The sequence below is a fragment of the Streptomyces sp. NPDC054883 genome (assembly GCF_053610645.1).
On record NZ_JBSGYT010000017.1, the window covers coordinates 20,317 to 39,718 of the forward strand.

17 protein-coding genes are annotated in these 19,402 nt (G+C 72.7%); 13 read left to right on the top strand and 4 right to left on the bottom strand.

Features of this window, described 5'->3' with window-relative positions; all coding sequences use genetic code 11:
• Positions 1-8: 8 nt before the first annotated feature.
• Entirely contained in the window at positions 9-1,814 is a 1,806-nt protein-coding gene (locus tag ACWGH1_RS15260; RefSeq protein WP_453354553.1) for a glycoside hydrolase family 15 protein, read from the bottom strand.
• Between the two features lie 471 nt (positions 1,815-2,285).
• On the opposite strand from ACWGH1_RS15260, the gene ACWGH1_RS15265 reads away from it, so the two are divergent.
• The 13 genes from ACWGH1_RS15265 (at position 2,286) to ACWGH1_RS15325 (ending at position 17,695) form a co-directional block, all read left to right on the top strand.
• Entirely contained in the window at positions 2,286-3,956 is a 1,671-nt protein-coding gene (locus tag ACWGH1_RS15265) for a CTP synthase (RefSeq protein WP_453354556.1), read from the top strand.
• A 120-nt stretch (positions 3,957-4,076) separates the two neighbouring features.
• Positions 4,077-4,706, top strand: coding sequence for an NUDIX domain-containing protein (locus ACWGH1_RS15270; protein ID WP_453354557.1), 630 nt, complete (start codon positions 4,077-4,079; stop codon positions 4,704-4,706).
• Between the two features lie 141 nt (positions 4,707-4,847).
• Positions 4,848-6,812: an AAA family ATPase gene (locus ACWGH1_RS15275; RefSeq protein WP_453354554.1), complete on the top strand. Its 1,965-nt coding sequence runs from the start codon at positions 4,848-4,850 to the stop codon at positions 6,810-6,812.
• Between the two features lie 152 nt (positions 6,813-6,964).
• Positions 6,965-8,080 carry an alanine dehydrogenase gene (gene ald, locus ACWGH1_RS15280; RefSeq protein WP_453354555.1) on the top strand — a complete coding sequence of 372 codons (1,116 nt, stop codon included), beginning with the start codon at positions 6,965-6,967 and terminating at the stop codon, positions 8,078-8,080.
• Positions 8,081-8,406: 326 nt separating this feature from the next.
• Positions 8,407-9,567, top strand: a complete 1,161-nt coding sequence (locus tag ACWGH1_RS15285; protein WP_453357508.1) for a ParA family protein — start codon at positions 8,407-8,409, stop codon at positions 9,565-9,567.
• Positions 9,552-10,061 (top strand): hypothetical protein, encoded by a 510-nt coding sequence (locus tag ACWGH1_RS15290; RefSeq protein ID WP_453357509.1) that lies wholly within the window; start codon positions 9,552-9,554, stop codon positions 10,059-10,061. The genes ACWGH1_RS15285 and ACWGH1_RS15290 overlap by 16 nt, the downstream gene beginning before the upstream one ends.
• Before the next feature lie 1,047 nt (positions 10,062-11,108).
• Positions 11,109-12,098, top strand: a complete 990-nt coding sequence (locus tag ACWGH1_RS15295; RefSeq protein ID WP_453357514.1) for a segregation and condensation protein A — start codon at positions 11,109-11,111, stop codon at positions 12,096-12,098.
• Entirely contained in the window at positions 12,095-12,754 is a 660-nt protein-coding gene (gene scpB, locus ACWGH1_RS15300) for an SMC-Scp complex subunit ScpB (RefSeq protein ID WP_453357513.1), read from the top strand. The genes ACWGH1_RS15295 and scpB overlap by 4 nt, the downstream gene beginning before the upstream one ends.
• On the top strand, positions 12,754-14,028 hold the full coding sequence (locus ACWGH1_RS15305) for a pseudouridine synthase (RefSeq protein WP_453408714.1): 1,275 nt from the start codon (positions 12,754-12,756) through the stop codon (positions 14,026-14,028). Before scpB ends, ACWGH1_RS15305 begins: the two co-directional genes overlap by 1 nt.
• Before the next feature lie 148 nt (positions 14,029-14,176).
• Positions 14,177-14,785, top strand: a complete 609-nt coding sequence (gene pnuC / locus ACWGH1_RS15310; RefSeq protein WP_453356860.1) for a nicotinamide riboside transporter PnuC — start codon at positions 14,177-14,179, stop codon at positions 14,783-14,785.
• Complete coding sequence (locus ACWGH1_RS15315) at positions 14,782-15,921, top strand: AAA family ATPase (RefSeq protein ID WP_453356861.1); 1,140 nt, start codon at positions 14,782-14,784, stop codon at positions 15,919-15,921. Before pnuC ends, ACWGH1_RS15315 begins: the two co-directional genes overlap by 4 nt.
• Positions 15,918-16,649, top strand: coding sequence for an NUDIX hydrolase (locus ACWGH1_RS15320; RefSeq protein WP_453408715.1), 732 nt, complete (start codon positions 15,918-15,920; stop codon positions 16,647-16,649). The genes ACWGH1_RS15315 and ACWGH1_RS15320 overlap by 4 nt, the downstream gene beginning before the upstream one ends.
• Positions 16,646-17,695: an ADP-ribosylglycohydrolase family protein gene (locus ACWGH1_RS15325; RefSeq protein ID WP_453355082.1), complete on the top strand. Its 1,050-nt coding sequence runs from the start codon at positions 16,646-16,648 to the stop codon at positions 17,693-17,695. Before ACWGH1_RS15320 ends, ACWGH1_RS15325 begins: the two co-directional genes overlap by 4 nt.
• Positions 17,696-17,701: 6 nt before the next feature.
• Here ACWGH1_RS15325 and ACWGH1_RS15330 read toward each other — a convergent pair whose 3' ends face one another.
• The 3 genes from ACWGH1_RS15330 to ACWGH1_RS15340 form a co-directional block, all read right to left on the bottom strand.
• Complete coding sequence (locus ACWGH1_RS15330) at positions 17,702-18,406, bottom strand: nucleotidyltransferase domain-containing protein (RefSeq protein ID WP_453355081.1); 705 nt, start codon at positions 18,404-18,406, stop codon at positions 17,702-17,704.
• A gap of 28 nt (positions 18,407-18,434) precedes the next feature.
• Positions 18,435-18,896, bottom strand: a complete 462-nt coding sequence (locus ACWGH1_RS15335) for a Rieske (2Fe-2S) protein (protein WP_453355080.1) — start codon at positions 18,894-18,896, stop codon at positions 18,435-18,437.
• Between the two features lie 96 nt (positions 18,897-18,992).
• Entirely contained in the window at positions 18,993-19,331 is a 339-nt protein-coding gene (locus tag ACWGH1_RS15340; protein ID WP_453355079.1) for a DUF952 domain-containing protein, read from the bottom strand.
• Between the last annotated feature and the right edge of the window lie 71 nt (positions 19,332-19,402).

The window sequence follows — 19,402 nt, forward strand, 5'->3', positions numbered from 1 at the left end:
GACCGGCGTCAGCCTCCGTACGCCCCGCTCGCCGTCAGCCGCAGCGCCGTGTCGATCAGCGGAACGTGGCTGAACGCCTGCGGGAAGTTGCCCACCTGCCGCTGGAGCTTGGGGTCCCACTCCTCCGCCAGCAGGCCGAGGTCGTTGCGCAGCGACAGCAGCTTCTCGAAGAGCCTGCGGGCCTCGTCGACCCGGCCGATCATCGCGAGGTCGTCGGCCATCCAGAACGAGCAGGCCAGGAACGCCCCCTCGTCGCCCTCCAGGCCGTCGACACCGGCGTCCTCGCCGGCGGTCGGGTAGCGCAGGATGAAACCGTCCTGGGTGGACAGCTCGCGCTGGATCGCCTCGATGGTGCCGATGACCCGCTTGTCGTCGGGCGGCAGGAAGCCCATCTGCGGGATCAGCAGCAGGGAGGCGTCCAGTTCCTTCGACCCGTAGGACTGGGTGAAGGTGTTGCGCTCCTTGTCGTAGCCCTTCTCGCACACGTCGGCGTGGATCTCGTCGCGCAGCTCACGCCAGCGCTCCAGCGGGCCGTCCACGTCCCCGCTCTCGATCAGCTTGACGGTGCGGTCCACCGCGACCCACGCCATGACCTTCGAGTGCACGAAGTGGCGGCGCGGCCCGCGCACCTCCCAGATGCCCTCGTCCGGCTCGTTCCAGTGGGTCTCCAGGTAGCGGATCAGCTTCAACTGGAGCACCGACGCGTAGTCGTTGCGGGCCAGGCCCGTCATGTGGCCGAGGTGCAGGGCCTCGGTGACCTCGCCGTACACGTCGAGCTGGAGCTGGTGGGCGGCGCCGTTGCCGACGCGGACCGGGCGGGAGTTCTCGTAGCCCGGCAGCCAGTCCAGCTCGGTCTCGCCGAGCTCCCGCTCGCCCGCGATCCCGTACATGATCTGCAGGTTCTCCGGGTCGCCGGCGACCGCGCGCAGCAGCCAGTCCCGCCAGGCCGAAGCCTCGTCGCGGTAGCCGGTGCGCAGCAGCGAGGAGAGGGTGATCGCCGCGTCCCGCAGCCAGGTGTAGCGGTAGTCCCAGTTGCGGACGCCGCCGATCTCCTCCGGAAGGGAGGTGGTCGGCGCGGCGACGATCCCGCCCGTGGGGGCGTACGTCAGCGCCTTGAGCGTGATCAGGGAGCGGACCACCGCCTCCCGGTAGGGGCCGTGGTACGTGCAGTGCTCGACCCACCCCCGCCAGAAGTCGGCGGTGGCCTCCAGGGCCGCCTCGGCGTCGGGGCACTCGGGGGCGCCCTTGTGGGAGGGCTGCCAGCTGATGGCGAAGGCCACCCGGTCGCCCGGCCCGACGGTGAAGTCGGAGTACGTCGTCAGGTCCTTGCCGTAGGTCTGCGCGTCGGTGTCCAGCCAGACCGAGTCCGGGCCGGCGACGGCCACGGTGCGGCCGTCCACCTTGTGCACCCACGGCACGATCCGCCCGTAGGAGAAGCGCATCCGCAGGGCGGAGCGCATGGGGACGCGGCCGCTGACCCCCTCGACGATGCGGATCAGCTGCGGGGCGTGGTCCTCGCGGGGCGGCATGAAGTCGATGACGCGCACGGTCCCCCGCGGCGTGTCCCACTCCGATTCCAGCACCAGGGAGTCACCGCGATAGCGCCGGCGGTCGGCCCGGGGGGCCGGGGTGCCGGACGGGACCGCGGGGCCGACCCGCCAGAACCCGTGTTCCTCGGTGCCGAGAATGCTCGCGAAGACAGCATGGGAGTCGAAGCGTGGCAGGCATGCCCAGTCCACGGCCCCGTCCCGGCAGACCAGAGCCGCGGTCTGCATGTCGCCGATCAGTGCGTAATCCTCGATGCGCCCGGACACGTTGCATCTCCAGTCGAACAGCCACGTCCGCCCCTGAGGGCGCTTGCAATGCGCGGATGCGCGGTCACTTGTGTGAAGGGATCCCCGCGTCGAGCCTAGATTGCCGGATGTGGCGTGGTTACACCGTATGCCGGACTGCTCGGCGGCGATGTGCAGCGATATTCGAGCAGGATATGACGGCACACTAGTGATCTCCTTAAGCCCCGGGACAATGTGACTCGGCCGAACGGGTGACCAGGGCGGATACCCCAGCCCGGCGGGCCCCGGCCGGCTCCGGCGAAGGCCCGGGAGGCGTGGCCGGAAGCGGACGGGTCCGGGCGCTGATAGGCTGGTACCCCGTGGACCGGTGGTCTGCCTGTGCGAATCAGGAGCCCCGAAACCGCAGCTTCGGCGCCCCCAGAGACCCTCGGATCTCCGCGGATCGGCGCCGGACGCACCTCACCTCGCGACCACGGGAGCCCCCTCTTGGCTATGCCGCCCGCTGCTTTTCGAAACAGCACAGCCATGACGACCAAGCACATCTTCGTCACCGGGGGTGTCGCTTCGTCCCTCGGCAAGGGCCTGACGGCCTCCAGCCTGGGTGCGCTGCTGAAGGCGCGCGGCCTGCGGGTCACGATGCAGAAGCTCGACCCGTACCTGAACGTCGACCCGGGCACGATGAACCCCTTCCAGCACGGCGAGGTGTTCGTCACCAACGACGGCGCCGAGACCGACCTGGACATCGGCCACTACGAGCGGTTCCTCGACGTCGATCTCGACGGCTCGGCCAACGTCACCACCGGCCAGGTCTACTCGCAGGTCATCGCCAAGGAGCGGCGCGGCGAGTACCTCGGCGACACCGTGCAGGTCATCCCGCACATCACCAACGAGATCAAGCACCGCATCCGGCGGATGGCGACCGACGACGTCGACGTGGTCATCACCGAGGTCGGCGGCACGGTCGGCGACATCGAGTCGCTGCCGTTCCTGGAGACCGTCCGCCAGGTCCGCCACGAGGTCGGCCGCGACAACGTCTTCGTCGTGCACATCTCGCTGCTCCCCTACATCGGCCCGTCCGGCGAGCTGAAGACCAAGCCGACCCAGCACTCGGTCGCGGCGCTGCGCAACATCGGCATCCAGCCCGACGCGATCGTGCTGCGCGCCGACCGCGAGGTGCCGACGTCCATCAAGCGCAAGATCTCGCTGATGTGCGACGTCGACGAGGCCGCGGTCGTGGCCGCGATCGACGCCAAGTCGATCTACGACATCCCCAAGGTGCTGCACACCGAGGGCCTGGACGCCTACGTCGTCCGCAAGCTCGACCTGCCCTTCCGCGACGTCGACTGGACGGTGTGGGAGGACCTGCTGGACCGGGTCCACAACCCCGACCACGAGGTCAAGGTCGCGCTCGTCGGCAAGTACATCGACCTGCCCGACGCCTACCTGTCGGTGACGGAGGCGCTGCGCGCCGGCGGCTTCGCCAACCGGGCCCGCGTCCAGATCAAGTGGGTCACCTCCGACGACTGCAAGACGCCGGAGGACGCCGCCGCGCAGCTGGGCGACGTCGACGCGATCTGCGTGCCCGGCGGCTTCGGCGACCGGGGCGTCAACGGCAAGGTCGGCGCGATCACCTACGCCCGCGAGCACAAGATCCCGCTGCTGGGCCTGTGCCTGGGTCTGCAGTGCGTGGTCATCGAGGCCGCGCGCAACCTGGCGGGCATCGAGGACGCGAACTCCACCGAGTTCGACGCCTCCACCCCGCACCCGGTCATCTCCACCATGGAGGAGCAGCTGGCCTTCGTCGAGGGTGCGGGCGACCTGGGCGGCACCATGCGCCTGGGCATGTACCCGGCGAAGCTCACCGAGGGCTCGATCGTGCGCGAGGTCTACGGCGACCAGGCGTACGTGGACGAGCGCCACCGCCACCGCTACGAGGTGAACAACGCCTACCGCGGCGAGCTGGAGAAGAAGGCCGGCCTGGTCTTCTCGGGCACCTCCCCGGACAACAAGCTCGTCGAGTACGTCGAGTACCCGCGCGAGGTCCACCCCTACCTGGTGGCCACGCAGGCCCACCCGGAGCTCCGCTCCCGCCCGACCCGGCCGCACCCGCTGTTCGCGGGCCTGATCAAGGCCGCGGTGGAGCGCCAGCAGTCGGCGAAGTGATCGCGTAAGCGCATAACGTAGGCAGCCGGGGCACGCGATCGTGCCCCGGCTGTCGCGTTTCTCCGGAAGGTACTGGGCATGGGGATGACCATGGGCAACGACAACGGCATCGACACCGGCATCGGCATCGCGGACACACCGGAGTCCTGGGAGGTCGTCGCCTCGCGGACCCCGTTCCAGGGCGCGAAGACGGCGGTCCGCTCGGAGCAGGTGCGGATGCCGGACCGGGCGGTGGTCCGCCGCGACTACCAGGTGCACCCCGGCTCGGTGTGCGTACTCGCGCTCGACGGGGAGCAGCGCGTCCTGGTCCTCAAGCAGTACCGGCACCCGGTGCGGCACAAGCTGTGGGAGCTGCCCGCCGGACTGCTGGACGTGCCCGGCGAGAACCCGCTGCACGCGGCGCAGCGCGAGCTCTACGAGGAGGCGCACGTCGAGGCCCGGGACTGGCGGGTACTGGTCGACTTCTTCGCCACCCCCGGCGGGTCCGACGAGGCGATCCGGATCTTCCTCGCGCGGGACCTCGCCCAGGCCCCGGGGGAGCGCTTCGCGGCGTCCGAGGAGGAGGCCGACATGGAGCTGGCCCGGGTCCCGCTGGAGGAGCTGGTGCGGGGCGTGCTCGCCGGCGAACTCGGCAACCCCGGCCTGGTCACCGGGGTCCTCGCGCTGTCCGCGGCCCTCGCCCGCGAAGGCGGGACCGACTCCCTGCGCCCGGCCCTGGCGCCCTGGCCGGCCCGGCCGTACGTGGCGTAGGAGGTGGCCGCTGGGCCGGACGGGCTGCTGATGTGACGATCGGCTGATCCGATCGGGCGATCCACCCGCCGCGCTCGACACGGACCGTCGCTCTGCGTGAACTACGCTCGGCAACCCTAAGGCAGGGAGAGGAGCGGATCCGTGACGGATTTCGTCGGGCGGCGGCGTGAGCTCAAGGAGCTGCGCGAGGACATCGCGCGGACCGGACTCGACACCCTCTCGGGCCGCAAGGCCAAGGCCCCCCGCGCGCGGGTGCTCCTCATCGCCGGACGTCCGGGCTCGGGACGCACGGCACTGGCCGAGGAGTTGGTACGGGAGGTCCGCGACCAGTACCCCGACGGGCTGCTGAGAGTACGGCTCACCCTGCCCGGCGGCGGAACCGTCGCCACCGAACGGGCGGTGCGCACCCTGCTGGAGGGGCTGGGGCGGCCCACCCCGCCCGGCGCCTGCGAAGACGACCTCAGCTCCGCCCTGCGCACCGCCCTCAAGGGCAAGCGGGCCGTCCTGCTCGTGGACGACGCCGCCGACCCGCACCAAGTCGACGCGCTGCTGCCCGACACCCCCGAATGCCTGGTGGTCGTCACCGCCGAGGGGCCGCTCACCGGGATTCCGGATGTCCGCCCCTGCACCCTCGGCGGGCTCGACACCCCCTCGGCGGTCAAGATGCTCGCCGGTGGCATCCGCGACACCCGGATCACCGTCGACCCGCTCGCCGCCGAGGCCCTCGCCCAGGAGTGCGGGGGGCAGCCCGCCGCGCTCAGCCTGGCCGGCGGCTGGCTCGCCGCACATCCGCAGGCCTCCGTCGCCGACGTGGCCAAGCAGCTCCACGACATGCCGCCCGGCACCGATGGGCCGCTCGGCCGCGCCTTCCGGCTCGTCTACGAGTCCCTGCCGCAGCCCGCCCAGCGCACCCTGCGGCTGCTTCCGCTCGCGCCCGCCGGCATCGTCGACTCGCACACCGCCTCCGCCCTCGCCGGCTGTTCCGTCGCCGCGGCTCAGTCCACCCTGGAGGACTTCGCCGGGCTGGGCCTCGTACGGCACGCGCAGGACGGGCTGTTCCTGCTGCCCGGCTGCCTCGCACCACTGCTGCGGGCGCTGCTGGAGGCCAGGGAGCGGCCCGCCGAAGTGCAGCTGGCCCGGGCCCGGATGCTGGAGCGGACCGTGCGGCTGCTGGGCTCCTGCCGGGCCATGGCCGCGGACGACGAGGAACACGTACGGGAGCGGCTGGACGGGCTGCCGCGCGCGCTGCGCTTCCCCGACCGGCGCGCGGCGGCGACCTGGCTGGACACCCGGCTGCCCGCCCTGACCGCGTCGGCCTCCCTCGCGGTGGCGGACGGGGAGCTCGACACCCTCGCCCGGCGGCTGGTCGCCGCCCTCGTCCGGGCCCTGGCCGAGCACCGCGGCACCACCGCCGCCGCGCCCGAGCTGTACGGGCTGCACCGCCTGGTCCTCGGCGTCGCCGAGCGCCGCGGGCTGCACCGGGAGCGGGCCGCGGCGCTGCTGAACCTGGCCGATCTGGACGCCGAGACGGGCCGCACCCACGAGGCGCTGGAGCGCTACCGGGCCGCGCTGGACGCCGGAAAGGCGGCGAACGACCCCTACGCGACGGGCCGCGCGATGGAATCCGTAGGCGGTGCGTACCAGGAGCTGGCGGACTGGCACCGGGCCTGCGACTGGTTCGGCCGGGCCCTGTCCCAGGCACTCGCCCGGGGGGAGCGCGCGGACGAGGCGCGGCTGTACGGACGGCTGGGCAACGTACACACCTACGCGGGCCGGTACGGGGACGCGCTGCGCAGCTGGCGGGCGGCGGCCGCGGGGTACCGGAGACTGGCCGATGTCCCCGGCCAGGCAAAGGCGTTGAGCGAGATGGCGCGCATCCAGGAGTACGCCGGCCGGCCCGCGGAATCGCTGCACACCTGCCGTCAGGCCGTCGAGCTGGCGCGCAAGGCGGGAGACCTGCGGCTCCAGGCCGCCCTCCAGGTGCGACTGGCCGACACGCTCGACCGGCTGGGCGACCCGGCGGCCGCGCGGCTGCACCGGTCCGCAGCCGACAGATTGCTGGGAGACGACCCCGCAGCCTGCGAAATCCGCAGTGATTCCGACTGAGATTATTTGTTTGCAAGGCTAGACAGCGACTCATCCTTCATTAGACTGGCTTCACCACGTCATCTCGTGGTGCATCCCGTTGCGCGTTCTTGTGGGCGGGTATGTATGGAAGTGCCCCGAAATATCCCCTGAGCCAAGGACCGTGATCGACGATGAAGGTCGGCATCCCCCGCGAGGTCAAGAACAACGAGTTCCGCGTGGCCATCACCCCCGCCGGTGTCCACGAGCTCGTCCGTAACGGCCACCAGGTCTTCGTCGAGCAGAACGCCGGTGTCGGCTCCTCGATCACGGACGCCGAGTACGTCGCCGCGGGCGCCGAGATCCTCGGTACCGCCGACGAGGTCTGGCAGACCGCTGACCTGCTGCTGAAGGTCAAGGAGCCGATCGCGGAGGAGTACCACCGCCTCCGCAAGGACCAGACCCTCTTCACCTACCTGCACCTGGCGGCCTCCCGCGAGTGCACGGACGCCCTGCTGGAGTCCGGCACCACCGCCATCGCGTACGAGACGGTCGAGCTCGCGAACCGCGCGCTCCCGCTGCTCGCCCCGATGTCCGAGGTCGCGGGCCGGCTGGCCCCGCAGGTCGGCGCCTACCACCTGATGCGCTCGGCCGGCGGCCGCGGCGTGCTCCCCGGCGGCGTCCCCGGCACCCACGCCGGCGAGTGCGTGGTCATCGGCGGCGGCGTCTCCGGCTGGAACGCCGCGCAGATCGCCATCGGCATGGGCTTCCACGTGACCCTGCTCGACAAGGACATCAACAAGCTCCGCGAGGCCGACAAGATCTTCGGCACGAAGATCAAGACGATCGTCTCCAACGCCTACGAGCTGGAGAAGGCCGTCATCGAGGCCGACCTGGTCATCGGCGCGGTGCTGATCCCGGGTGCGAAGGCCCCCAAGCTGGTCACCAACGAGCTCGTCGCCAAGATGAAGCCCGGAAGTGTCCTTGTCGACATTGCGATCGACCAGGGCGGCTGCTTCGAGGACTCGCGTCCGACCACCCACGCCGAGCCGACCTTCCAGGTCCACAACTCGGTCTTCTACTGCGTCGCCAACATGCCGGGCGCCGTGCCGAACACCTCCACCTACGCCCTCACGAACGCGACCCTGCCGTACATCGTGCAGCTCGCGAACCTCGGCTGGGTCGAGGCGCTGCGTCGTGACCCGGCGCTCGCGCTGGGCCTCAACACCCATGACGGCAAGGTTGTTTACGGTCCCGTCGCCGAGGCTCACGGCCTCGAGACCCTGCCGCTGAACACGCTGCTCGGCTGACCCGTCAACGACTGACGTCAATCTCACGTCTCCGGCCGGACCTTGCCCGCAAGGTCCGGCCGGAGGTGTTTGCGCGGTGCGCGGGGACGCCGTTCAACTCGCCTCGAACGTAACCCTTTAACCCTTTCGCGCACCCGCGAAACTTCGCAGTGACAGCTCGTACGCCCTTGACAGAGTGGTGTTCGCTTGCCGACACAACGCGGCGGGTCCGGCGGATTGTGTTGCCGCTGAGTGGTGACACGCCATAGAGTCGCCAACCGTCGGCATGGTGCCACGCTGACCTATCGATAAGTGTCCTGGTCACGTCCGAGGAGGTAAGACGACTTGTGAATGAGTCGACATTTGCTCCTGGGGGTGGTCGAGCAGGAACGCCAGAGCGGGGCCGAGGTCCCGCCAGGGCCGAGGCTGTCGGCTCCGTCGCAGTCCGCACCTTCGCAAACCACCAGCACATGACGACGCCCCAAAAGAGCATGGACGGCCTAGACGTGAACTCCAGGGCCGGCGACCCGAGCGGCGAACAGCCCGTGGGATTCGCCGACTACGACAAGGTGCCCGAAGGGCACTTCTACGACCCCGACGCGGAGTACGAGCCCGACCCCGAGTACGCGGCCACTCTCGCCCCCGACGCTGCCCGCCAGCGCCGCGAGCGGATCGGCCCGACCGGACGGCCGCTGCCGTACTTCCCGATCCCGGGCCCGCTGACCGACCACGGTCCCGCGAAGATCATCGCGATGTGCAACCAGAAGGGCGGCGTGGGCAAGACCACGTCGACCATCAATCTGGGCGCCGCGCTCGCCGAGTACGGGCGCCGCGTGCTGCTCGTCGACTTCGACCCGCAGGGCGCGCTGTCCGTGGGCCTCGGTGTCAACCCGATGGAACTCGACCTGACGGTCTACAACCTGCTCATGGAGCGGGGCATGTCGGCCGACGAGGTGCTGCTCAAGACGGCCGTTCCCAACATGGACCTGCTGCCGAGCAACATCGACCTGTCCGCGGCAGAAGTGCAGTTGGTCAGCGAGGTCGCGCGCGAGTCGACCCTCCAGCGGGCGCTCAAGCCGCTGATGCAGGACTACGACTACATCGTGATCGACTGTCAGCCCTCGCTCGGCCTGCTGACCGTGAACGCCCTGACGGCGGCTCACAAGGTCATCGTGCCGCTGGAGTGCGAGTTCTTCGCGCTGCGCGGTGTGGCGCTGCTGACCGAGACGATCGAGAAGGTGCAGGAGCGGCTCAACCCCGAGCTGGAGCTCGACGGCATCCTCGCCACGATGTACGACTCGCGTACGGTGCACAGCCGTGAGGTGCTGGCGCGCGTCGTCGAGGCGTTCGACGACCACGTCTACCACACGGTCATCGGCCGCACGGTGCGCTTCCCGGAGACCACGGTCGCCGGTGAGCCGATCACCACGTACGCCTCCAACTCCGTCGGTGCCGCCGCCTACCGCCAGCTGGCCAGGGAGGTGCTCGCCCGGTGTCCCGCCGAGTGAGTCTGCCCGGAGCCGACGAACTGTTCCGTACGACCGGGGGGATGGCGCTCCAGTCGTCCTCGCCGAGGCGGGGGGTGGAGGAGCCGGCGGCGAACGGCGCGCCCTCGCAGTCACCGTCGCCCCTGCCGGCGCCTTCGCCGGAGGAGGGCCGGGGCGGCCGGGAGGCCGGGGAACCGGCGGTGGGCCCGCAGCGGCGCCCGCAGGAAGGTTCTGCCACCGCCGCCGGGGCGTCCTCGCCCCGGCCGGGCAAGGGGCAGGGCCGGGGCGCGAACCGGCGCCCCAGCGGGCGCGAACGGCACGACGAGAAGATCACGGTCTACGTCTCCGCGGAGGAGCTCATGGACCTGGAACACGCCCGGCTGGTGCTGCGCGGGGAGCACGGCCTGGCGGTCGACCGCGGCCGCATCGTCCGCGAGGCGGTGGCGGTGGTCCTGGCCGACCTGGAGTCGCGCGGCGACGCCAGCATCCTGGTCCGCCGCCTGCGCGGCCGCTGAGCCGCCCCGGGCGGCGCGCACGCCACCGCCCCCGCCTGGCCCCGGCCGCTAGCCCCCGTGCGCGGCCCGGCCGCACCCCCGCTCCGGCCAGGGGTGTCCGACGGACCGGGGCCGGATAGGTCCTCCTCCGGCTACCTCCCCCGGACTCCGTCCGGGGCCCCCCAGAGGCACCCCCGGTCGCGGCGCCCGGCACGGCACCCCGTCCCCCGGCCACCGCCCCCGGACGGAGTCCGGGGGGAGCTGGGGAACCGGGCCCTGGTGACCTTCCCGGCCACAGGACCAGGCAACGCCCCGCCGCCGGTGTCCGTACACGCGGCCGGCCACCGCTGCCCTCCCGCTCCCGCCCCGGCGCATGTGGGGCCGGGCCCCATCGTCCGCACTCTGGCGTTGTCCGGTCTGCGCGGCTGGGCGTGCGCCGGCGGGCCGGCTTCGGCCGGGCGGTCGGTGCCCGGCCCCGGCCGGGCGGGGCATTACCCGGGGCGACCGCCGCTCCGTGTCCGACGCGGGGGATCGGGTTGCGCCGGTCGGCGGGAGGGGGCGGGCCGGTGGTTAGGCTGCTGGCACGGTCGTCTCCGTACCACCCGAACCTGGATCCCGATGCCCTTTCCCGCCGAACCCGGCCGCCCGCCCCGTCGCAGCCTGGGACGCGGCCCGCAGGCCGCTGCCCCGGCCGCTCACGGGGCGGACGGCGCCGAGGCCGAGGGCCGCGGCCCGCGCGAGCCGGAGGCGGCCGGCACCGCCACCCCGCAGGCTCCGGACGCCGGGCCCGTCACCCCGGCGCACCAGGACTCCGCGCCCCTCGGCGCCGAACACGTCCACCGTCCCGGTTCCCCCGCCGGCGGCTTTGGCTCGGCGGCCCCCGGTGCGGGGGTTCCCGGCGCGGTGGCCGTGCAGGGCCACGGGCCCCGGGATCACGAAGCTCCGGTGGCTCAGGCCGCCGGAGCCCGTGGCGCGGTGGCGGCGGAAGCGCCTGACGGCGTCCGTCGCCCGGATGGCCCCCCGGTCGCGGGTGGGGCCGAGCGGGGGTTCACCGGGCAAGCGGCCCCGGTGGTTGCGGTCCCGGATGCCGGCCCCTTCGGCTCGGCGGCACCGGCCACGGCGGCACCGGCCACGGCGGCACCGGCCACGGCGGCACCGGCCACGGCGGCACCGGCCACGGCGGCACCGGCCACGGCGGCGGTGGCGCCGGACCGCACCGACCCGGACCGCACCGACCACCGCCCCGGTCCCTCCGGCGCCGGGGAGCGGCGGTTCACGTTGCGGCTGGCCAATTTCGAGGGGCCGTTCGACCTGCTGCTCCAGCTGATCTCCCGGCACAAGCTCGACGTCACCGAGGTCGCCCTCTCCCAGGTCACCGACGAGTTCATGGCGTACATCCGGGCCATGGGCCCCGACTGGGACCTCGACCAGACCAGCGAGTTCCTCGTCGTCGCCGCGACCCTCCTCGACCTCAAGGCCGCCCGCCTGCTCCCGGCCGCCGAGGTCGAGGACGAGGCCGACCTCGCCCTGCTCGAAGCCAGGGACCTGCTCTTCGCCCGGCTGCTCCAGTACCGGGCGTACAAACAGGTCGCCGCGCTCTTCCAGGACTGGACCCGGCAGGAGGGAAAGCGGTACCCCCGTACCGTGGGCCTGGAGCCCCACCACGCCGAGCTGCTGCCCGAGGTCGTCATCAGCATCGGCGCCGACGGCTTCGCCCGGCTCGCCGTACAGGCCATGCGGCCGCGCGCCGAGCCACAGGTGTACGTCGAGCACATCCACGCCCCGCTCGTCAGCGTCCGCGAGCAGGCCGGTCTGGTCGTCGCCCTGCTCAAGGCCCGCGGCGAGGCCACCTTCCAGGAGCTCACCGAGGGCGCCCCGGACACCCTCACCGTCGTCGCGCGCTTCCTGGCCCTGCTGGAGCTCTACCGCGAGAAGGCGGTGGTCCTCGACCAGGAGCAGGCCCTCGGGGCGCTCATGGTGCGCTGGAGCGGCGGGGACGGCGACGGCATGCCGACGGTGACCGACGAGTTCGACCAGATCGTGGAGGCGAAGGAATGACCGAGGTGGCCGAGGGGACCGGCGTGGCCGAGAAGACGGCCGACGTGGCCGGGCTCGCGCTCAAGGGCGCCCTGGAGGCCGTCCTCATGGTCGTGGACGAGCCCGCGACCGAGGAGCACCTGGCCAAGGTGCTGGAGCGCAGCCCGCGCGAGGTGGCGGACGCCCTGCGCGAGCTCGCCGACGAGTACACCGTCCAGCGGCGCGGATTCGAGCTGCGCCCGGTCGCCGGCGGCTGGCGGTTCTACAGCCGGGCCGCGTACGCCCCGGCGGTCGAGGCCTTCGTCCTGGACGGCCAGCAGGCCCGTCTCACCCAGGCGGCTTTGGAGACCCTGGCCATCGTCGCGTACCGCCAGCCGGTGAGCCGCTCGCGGGTCTCGGCGGTCCGCGGGGTCAACTGCGACGGGGTCATGCGGACCCTGCTCCAGCGCGGTCTGGTGGCCGAGGCGGGGACGGAACCCGAAACAGGTGCGATCCTGTACAGGACGACGAACTACTTTCTGGAGCGGATGGGCCTGCGCGGCCTGGACGAGCTCCCGGAGCTCGCGCCCTTCCTCCCCGAGGCGGACGCGATCGAAGCCGAGACGCAAGAGGGTGTTCCGTCGTTCGATCCGGATGCACCGGATACCGATGAAGACGACAAGACGACGGAACTTTGATGCGAAGCAGCGGTAACGGCAACGGCGGCGGCAACAGGAACAGCAGCGGCGGCGGTGGTGGCGGGCGCGGAAACTCCCGCGGCGCCGGCTCCGGCGCGGGCGGTGGCTACCGCGGCGGCGGCTCCGGCAGCGGTGGCGGCTACCGCGGTGGCGGCTCGGGCTCGGGCGCGGGCGGTTCCCGCGACCGTGACCGCGACCAGGCGCCCCAGCGTCCGCGCAACCCCCGCCCCGAGGAGCGGCGCTACGACGTCGGCCCCGAGGGCGAGCGTTCGGGCCGCAGCGGCCCCAAGGCGGGCGGTGGCGGCGCCCGCGGCGCCTCCGACGGCGCCCGGGGCGGTGCGCGCGGCGCGGCCGCACGCGGTGGTGCCAAGGGCGGCCCCAAGCCCTCCAAGACCCCCGGCATCGGCGGGGCCGGCGGCCCGCGCCGCGGTCCCGGCAGCCGCAGCGGCCAGTCGCGCCCCCGCGAGCTGGACGCGCGGATCGAGGAGCGCGTGCGCGACCGGTACGCGGACAAGCCGGTCGTCAAGACCCCGAAGACCTTCCCGGGCGCCGAGGAGGAGGGCGAGCGTCTGCAGAAGGTGCTCGCCCGCGCCGGCATGGGCTCGCGCCGCGCGTGCGAGGAGCTCATCGAGCAGGCGCGCGTCGAGGTCAACGGCGAGATCGTGCTGGAGCAGGGCAAGCGCGTCCAGCCGAAGGACGAGATCAAGGTGGACGGCCTGACCGTCGCCACCCAGTCGTACCTGTTCTTCGCGCTGAACAAGCCCGCCGGCGTCGTCTCCACCATGGAGGACCCGGACGGCCGCCAGTGCCTCGGCGACTACGTGACCAACCGCGAGACGCGGCTGTTCCACGTCGGCCGGCTCGACACCGAGACCGAGGGCATCATCCTGCTCACCAACCACGGCGAGCTGGCCCACCGCCTCACGCACCCCAAGTACGGCGTGCAGAAGACCTACGTCGCCGCCATCACCGGCTCCCTGCCCCGGGACATCGGCAAGCGCCTCAAGGACGGCATCGAGCTGGAGGACGGCTACGCCCGCGCCGACAACTTCCGCGTCCTGGATCAGGTCGGCAAGAACTACCTGGTCGAGGTGACCCTGCACGAGGGCCGCAAGCACATCGTCCGCCGCATGCTGGCGGAGGCTGGCTTCCCCGTCGACAAGCTCGTGCGCACCGCCTTCGGGCCGATCGAGCTGGGCGACCAGAAGTCCGGCTGGCTGCGCCGCCTGACCAACACCGAGGTCGGCATGCTGATGCGCGAGGTCGGTCTGTAGTCCGTCCCGCCCGGCTCGGACAGAACCCGCGGTGCCTTCGGGCGCCGCGGGTTCTCCCGTATGCGGTCCTGCCCGCGCGGTATCCCTCTTGTCCCGGTACCCCGGCGCTGTTTATAGTCACTGTGACTATTAAGGGAGTGGGGCCGTCATGGGCTGGAACACGAGCTGGACCGAGATCCTCGGGTCGGTCACGGGCGCCGTGTGCGTCTGGCTGGTGGCCCGGCAGCACATCGCCAACTGGCCGATCGGCATCGCCAACAACGTCTTCTTCATCGTGCTGTTCGCGCAGGCCGGCCTCTACGCCGACGCCGGCCTGCAGATCGTCTTCATCGCCCTCGCCGCGTACGGCTGGTGGTCCTGGACCCACGGGGGTGGACCAGGAACCGCCGGGGCCCTGCCGGTGCGCCGCACCACGCGCGCCGAATGGGCCGCACTCGCCGCGGCGGGGGCGGTGGGGATGCTCGCGCTGACCCTGCTGCTCGGCCGGGTCACCGACTCCACCGTCCCGTTCTGGGACGCGCTGACCACCGCACTGTCCCTCATGGCCACCTACGGGCAGTGCCGCAAGCTCCTGGAGTCCTGGTGGCTGTGGATCGCCGCCGACCTCGTCTACATCCCGCTGTACGTCTACAAGGGGCTCTACCTGACCTCCGTGCTCTACGGCGGCTTCCTCCTGCTGTGCGTGGCCGGGCTGGCGGGCTGGCGCCGCGAGCTGGCCGGCCGCGGCGTCCGTACGGCCGTGGAGGCGACGGCGTGAGCGGCGGTAAGCGGTACGGGCACGGGCTGGTGCTGGGCAAGTTCTACCCGCCGCACGCCGGCCACCACCACCTGGTGCGCACCGCCCAGGACCAGTGCGAGCGGCTGACCGTCCTGGTCTGCGCCGCCTCCGTGGAGTCGGTGCCGCTGGCGGACCGGGTGGCCTGGATGCGCGAGGAACACCCGGGCGCCCAGGTGGTCGGCGCGGTCGACGACATCCCCGTGGACCTGCACGACCCCGCGGTCTGGGAAGCCCACATGGCGATCTTCCGGGCCGCGGTGCCCCGGCGGGTGGACGCCGTCTTCACCTCGGAGGCGTACGGGAGCGAACTCGCGCGGCGCTTCGGCGCCCGCGAGGTCCTCGTGGACCGGGAGCGGACGCTGTTCCCGGTGTCGGGGACGGCCGTGCGCGCCGACCCGGCCGGCTGCTGGGAGTTCCTCGGGCCGGGCGTACGGGCGGCCCTGACCCGGCGGGTCGTCGTCCTGGGCGCCGAGTCCACGGGCACGACGACCCTGTCCCGCGACCTGGCCGCCCACTACCGGCGGCTGGGCGGGGTGTGGTCGAAGACCGGCTGGGTCGCCGAGTACGGGCGCCGGTACAGCGAGGAGAAGCTCGCGGCGGCGCGGGCCGCCGACCCGGACGCCTCCTGGGCGGACGTGACCTTCGCCTCCCGCGAGTTCCCGGTGATCGCCCGGCGCCAGGACGCGGAGGAGGAACGCGCCGCCCGGCTGGGCTCACCGGTCCTGTTCTGCGACACCGACTCCTTCGCCACGGGGATCTGGCACGAGCGGTACCTGGGCACCCGCAACGAGGGGGTCGAGAAGATCGCCGCCCTGACGCGGCGCGACCTCTACCTGCTGACGGACGACGCCGACGTGCCCTTCGAGGACGACGGCCTGCGCGACGGAGAGCACTTGCGGCCCTGGATGACGGGCCGGTTCCGGCAGGAACTGGAGCGGACCGGCAGGCGTTTCCTCGTCATGCGCGGGGACCGCGAAGCGCGGCTGGCGGCGGCCGTGGCGGCGGTCGGTGAACTGCTGGCCGAGGGCTGGTACTTCGCGGACCCGCTCCCCGAGAACGTCGCGCAGCCCGAGGGTGTACGGCAGTCCGGCGGCGTACGGCCGGAGGGCCGGTGAACGCGGCCTACGACCCCCACGCCTTCGAGCCGTTCGCCGTGACGGTCGACCTCGCCGTGTTCACCGTGCGCGGCGGCGCCCTGCACGTCCTGCTGATCCGGCGCGGCCGGGAACCGTACGCCGGCGCCTGGGCACTCCCCGGCGGCTTCGTGCTGCCCCGCGAGTCCGCCGAGACGGCTGCCCGCCGGGAACTCGCCGAAGAGACGGGCCTCTCGTCCGCCCTGGTGGCGGCCCTGCACCTCGAACAGCTGCGCACCTACAGCGAACCCGACCGCGACCCCCGGATGCGGGTGGTCTCGGTGGCGTTCACCGCGCTGGTCCCCGACATGCCCGAGCCCGCGGCGGACGGCGGCGGTGACGCCGACCGGGCCCGCTGGGTGCCGGTGGACGAGGCGGCCGGCCTGGCGTTCGACCACGCGGTGATCCTCGCGGACGCCCGCTCCCGGGTGGGTTCGAAGCTGGAGTACACCTGCCTGGCCACCGCCTTCTGCCCGCCCCGGTTCACCCTCGGTGAGCTCCAGGCCGTCTACGAGACCGTCTGGGACACGGCCTTGGACCGCCCCAACTTCCGCCGCAAGGTCCTTGCGACGCCCGGCTTCGTCGAGGCCGTACCGGGGGCCGCCAGGCTGACCGGCGGCCGCGGCAAACCGGCCGCGCTCTACCGCCCGGGACCGGCGACGGCCCTGCACCCGCCCCTGCTCCGCCCCACGGAAGGACACCCGCGATGACGCAGACGACGACCGCGACGCCGGCCAAGGCCCCGGCCGCGAAGCGCGCCGCCACCGGCGCCCTGATCGGCCTGGCCCTCGGGGACGCCCTCGGGTTTCCGACGGAGTTCCACGATGTGCCGTCGATCCTCGCGAAGACCGGCCCGTGGCGGGAGATGCGGCTGCCCCGACCGGCGCTCATCACGGACGACACGCAGATGACGCTGGCCCTGGCGCGCGGCGTCCGGACGGCGACGGACCGCGGCCGGATCGGCCCGCTGCGGCTGACGCGTCCGGTCCGGGAGGAGTTCGTCGACTGGTACCACTCCCCGGAGAACAACCGGGCCCCGGGCAACACCTGCCTGCGCGCCTGCCGGCTGCTGGACGAGCCGGAGCGGGACTGGCGCGACGCCAGCCAGATCGGCTCCAAGGGCTGCGGGGCGAACATGCGCGTCGCCCCCGTCGGCCTGGTACCCGGCTGGACGGAGGAGGAGCGGGCGGGCGCCGCGCAGCTCCAGTCGGCCCTCACGCACGGCCACCCGACGGCGCTGGCCGCCTCCGACCTGACGGCGCATGCCGTCCAGCTGCTGGCGCGCGGCGCGGAGCCCACGGGGCTGGTCGGCCTGCTGCGCTCCTACGCCCTGGACAACCGCACCCGCTACCACGAGCGCTGGCTGGGCGACCTGTGGATGCGCACGGCCTCGGACGCCACCCCGGAGTCCTTCATGGCACGGGGCTGGGACGACTGCCTCGCCGTCCTGGACCGCCTCGCCGCGGCCCTGCGCGCCCCGTCCCCCGAGACGGACCCGTGCCTCACCACGGGCGACGGCTGGATCGCCGAAGAGGCCCTCGCGACGGCCCTGCAGTGTTTCCTCCTCTTCCCCGAGGCGCCGCTCCTCGCGCTGCGCCGCGCCGCGTGCACCAAGGGCGACTCCGACTCCCTCGCCTGCCTCGCCGGCGCCTTCGCGGGCGCCCACCTCGGTGCGTCGGCCTGGCCCGCCGACTGGCAGGACCGGATCGAACACCGCGACGAGCTGCTGGAGTTCGGCGCGCTCTGGGACGCCTGAGCGGCGCTACCCGGCCGATGCGCGGCGGGCGCGGTGCAGGAAGTCCGCCACGCGGGCGGTGTCCGGCCCGGCCGGAAGCGGGCTGGTGGCGAGGGCGGACTCGCACTCCGCCGTGAGGCGGGACGTCCAGGCATCGGTCTCGGTCCAGGTCAGCTCGCCGCGCTTGACCGCGAGGAGCCGGTCGCGGTGCGGGGTCACGTCGATGGTCAGCCGGCCCGTGCGCAGCAGGTCACGGCAGGACAGGAGCAGGCGCAGCAGGTGCATGGCGTGCTTCCAGCGCGGGGCGCCGTGGATGCGGACGTCCGCGCGGAGTTTGCGGTGCTGGCTTGCGGCATAGCGGGTGAAGCTGGTGTGCGCCTGGCGGGAGAGGAAGGCCGGGCGCAGGGAGCGGAGCTCCTCGCCCACCGGGGTGAGCCGCTCCACCAGCGGGGAGTGCAGGCACTCCAGGATGTTCGGATTGGCGCCCAGGGCGAGTTCGCAGAACCGTTCCAGCTCCCAGGAGAACTCCTCGTCCCGGGGCCCCTCCACGTGCGTGGGAGGCTTGTCGAAGCGCCAGAACAGCGGCGTCGGGGCGAGGTAGACACCGCGCCGGTCGGTGTCGCTCGCCTCCGTCGCCAGGCCGAACGCCCGGGAGCCCATGACGCACGCGTAGACGGTGTGGTCGCGTACGAGGGCGAGACGGGTCTCCTCGGGCGTGGTCGGCTCGTTCATCCCCGGAGCCTAGGCGGGGCCGGGCCCCTTACGCGAGGGAGATGTTGCCGTCCGGGGCCACGGTGATCTTCTGCTCCGGGAGCGGCCGGGTCGCCGGGCCGTGGGCCACCGCCCCGTCGGCGATCTCGAACTTGCTGCCGTGGCAGGGGCAGTCGATGGTGCCGTTCTGCACCGTGCCCACGATGCAGCCCTGGTGCGTGCACACCGCCGAGAAGCAGCGGAAGGAGCCTGCCGTCGGCTGGGTGACCACCAGCTTCTCGGCCTTGAGGATCGTCCCGCCCCCGACGGGGACGTCCGAGGACTTCAGCAGCGGCTTGGCGGCGCCTCCCGAGGAAGGCGTGGGCGACGCGGCGCCATCGCCGGCCGGGGAGCTGCCGGTCTGGTCCTTTGGCTTGTCCTCACCGCCGCAGGCGGCCAGTGCGCCGCCGGCCAGGACCACTGCCCCCGCCGCCAGAACGGTGCGCCGGGCGGTGGGTGTGGGGTCGCTCATGAACGTTCTCCTCGCTTCGTGGCCGCTGGGCGAGCAGCATCCTGGCGTGCTCCGGCCTCCAGGAGAAGCCCGCCGCGCCATGCTGTCCGCCCCGCCTCAGGTTCCCGGCCGCCATGGGGCCAGTGAGGCGGGACGGCCTGGTGTGCGTACGACTTCCCACACGAGGCCCACCGCGTCCCGGTTCAACGGTCCGTGGACGTGCGGATAGCGACCGCCTTCACCCGCACGGCGGACCTCCGGGAGCAGCGCGCCCTCGTCGAGCTCCACGGCCAGCAGGGTCCCGGGCGTCTCCCGGTACTGGGACTCGACGATCGCGAGGGCGGTCGCGCGGTCCGCCGAACAGTGCACGAACCCCTCCGAGGCGAGCGAGGGCGGGGCGTACGGGAGATCGGGCGCGGCGGTCCAGTCGGCGAGCGGGACGATGTGGAAGATCATGCCGCCCGTTCTACCGCAACGGGCGGCGGCCCCCGGGCCGCCGGGGCTGGCTACCCTGAGCCAGGCACCCC

Bases quoted from the DNA above. Each gene is read 5' to 3' on its own strand.
- ACWGH1_RS15265 (WP_453354556.1), top strand. From the start codon at position 2,286: ATGCCGCCCGCTGCTTTTCGAAACAGCACAGCCATGACGACCAAGCAC.
- ald (WP_453354555.1), top strand. From the start codon at position 6,965: ATGAAGGTCGGCATCCCCCGCGAGGTCAAGAACAACGAGTTCCGCGTG.
- scpB (WP_453357513.1), top strand. From the start codon at position 12,095: ATGACCGAGGTGGCCGAGGGGACCGGCGTGGCCGAGAAGACGGCCGAC.
- ACWGH1_RS15305 (WP_453408714.1), top strand. From the start codon at position 12,754: ATGCGAAGCAGCGGTAACGGCAACGGCGGCGGCAACAGGAACAGCAGC.
- pnuC (WP_453356860.1), top strand. From the start codon at position 14,177: ATGGGCTGGAACACGAGCTGGACCGAGATCCTCGGGTCGGTCACGGGC.
- ACWGH1_RS15325 (WP_453355082.1), top strand. From the start codon at position 16,646: ATGACGCAGACGACGACCGCGACGCCGGCCAAGGCCCCGGCCGCGAAG.
- ACWGH1_RS15330 (WP_453355081.1), bottom strand. From the start codon at position 18,406: ATGAACGAGCCGACCACGCCCGAGGAGACCCGTCTCGCCCTCGTACGC.
- ACWGH1_RS15335 (WP_453355080.1), bottom strand. From the start codon at position 18,896: ATGAGCGACCCCACACCCACCGCCCGGCGCACCGTTCTGGCGGCGGGG.
- ACWGH1_RS15340 (WP_453355079.1), bottom strand. From the start codon at position 19,331: ATGATCTTCCACATCGTCCCGCTCGCCGACTGGACCGCCGCGCCCGAT.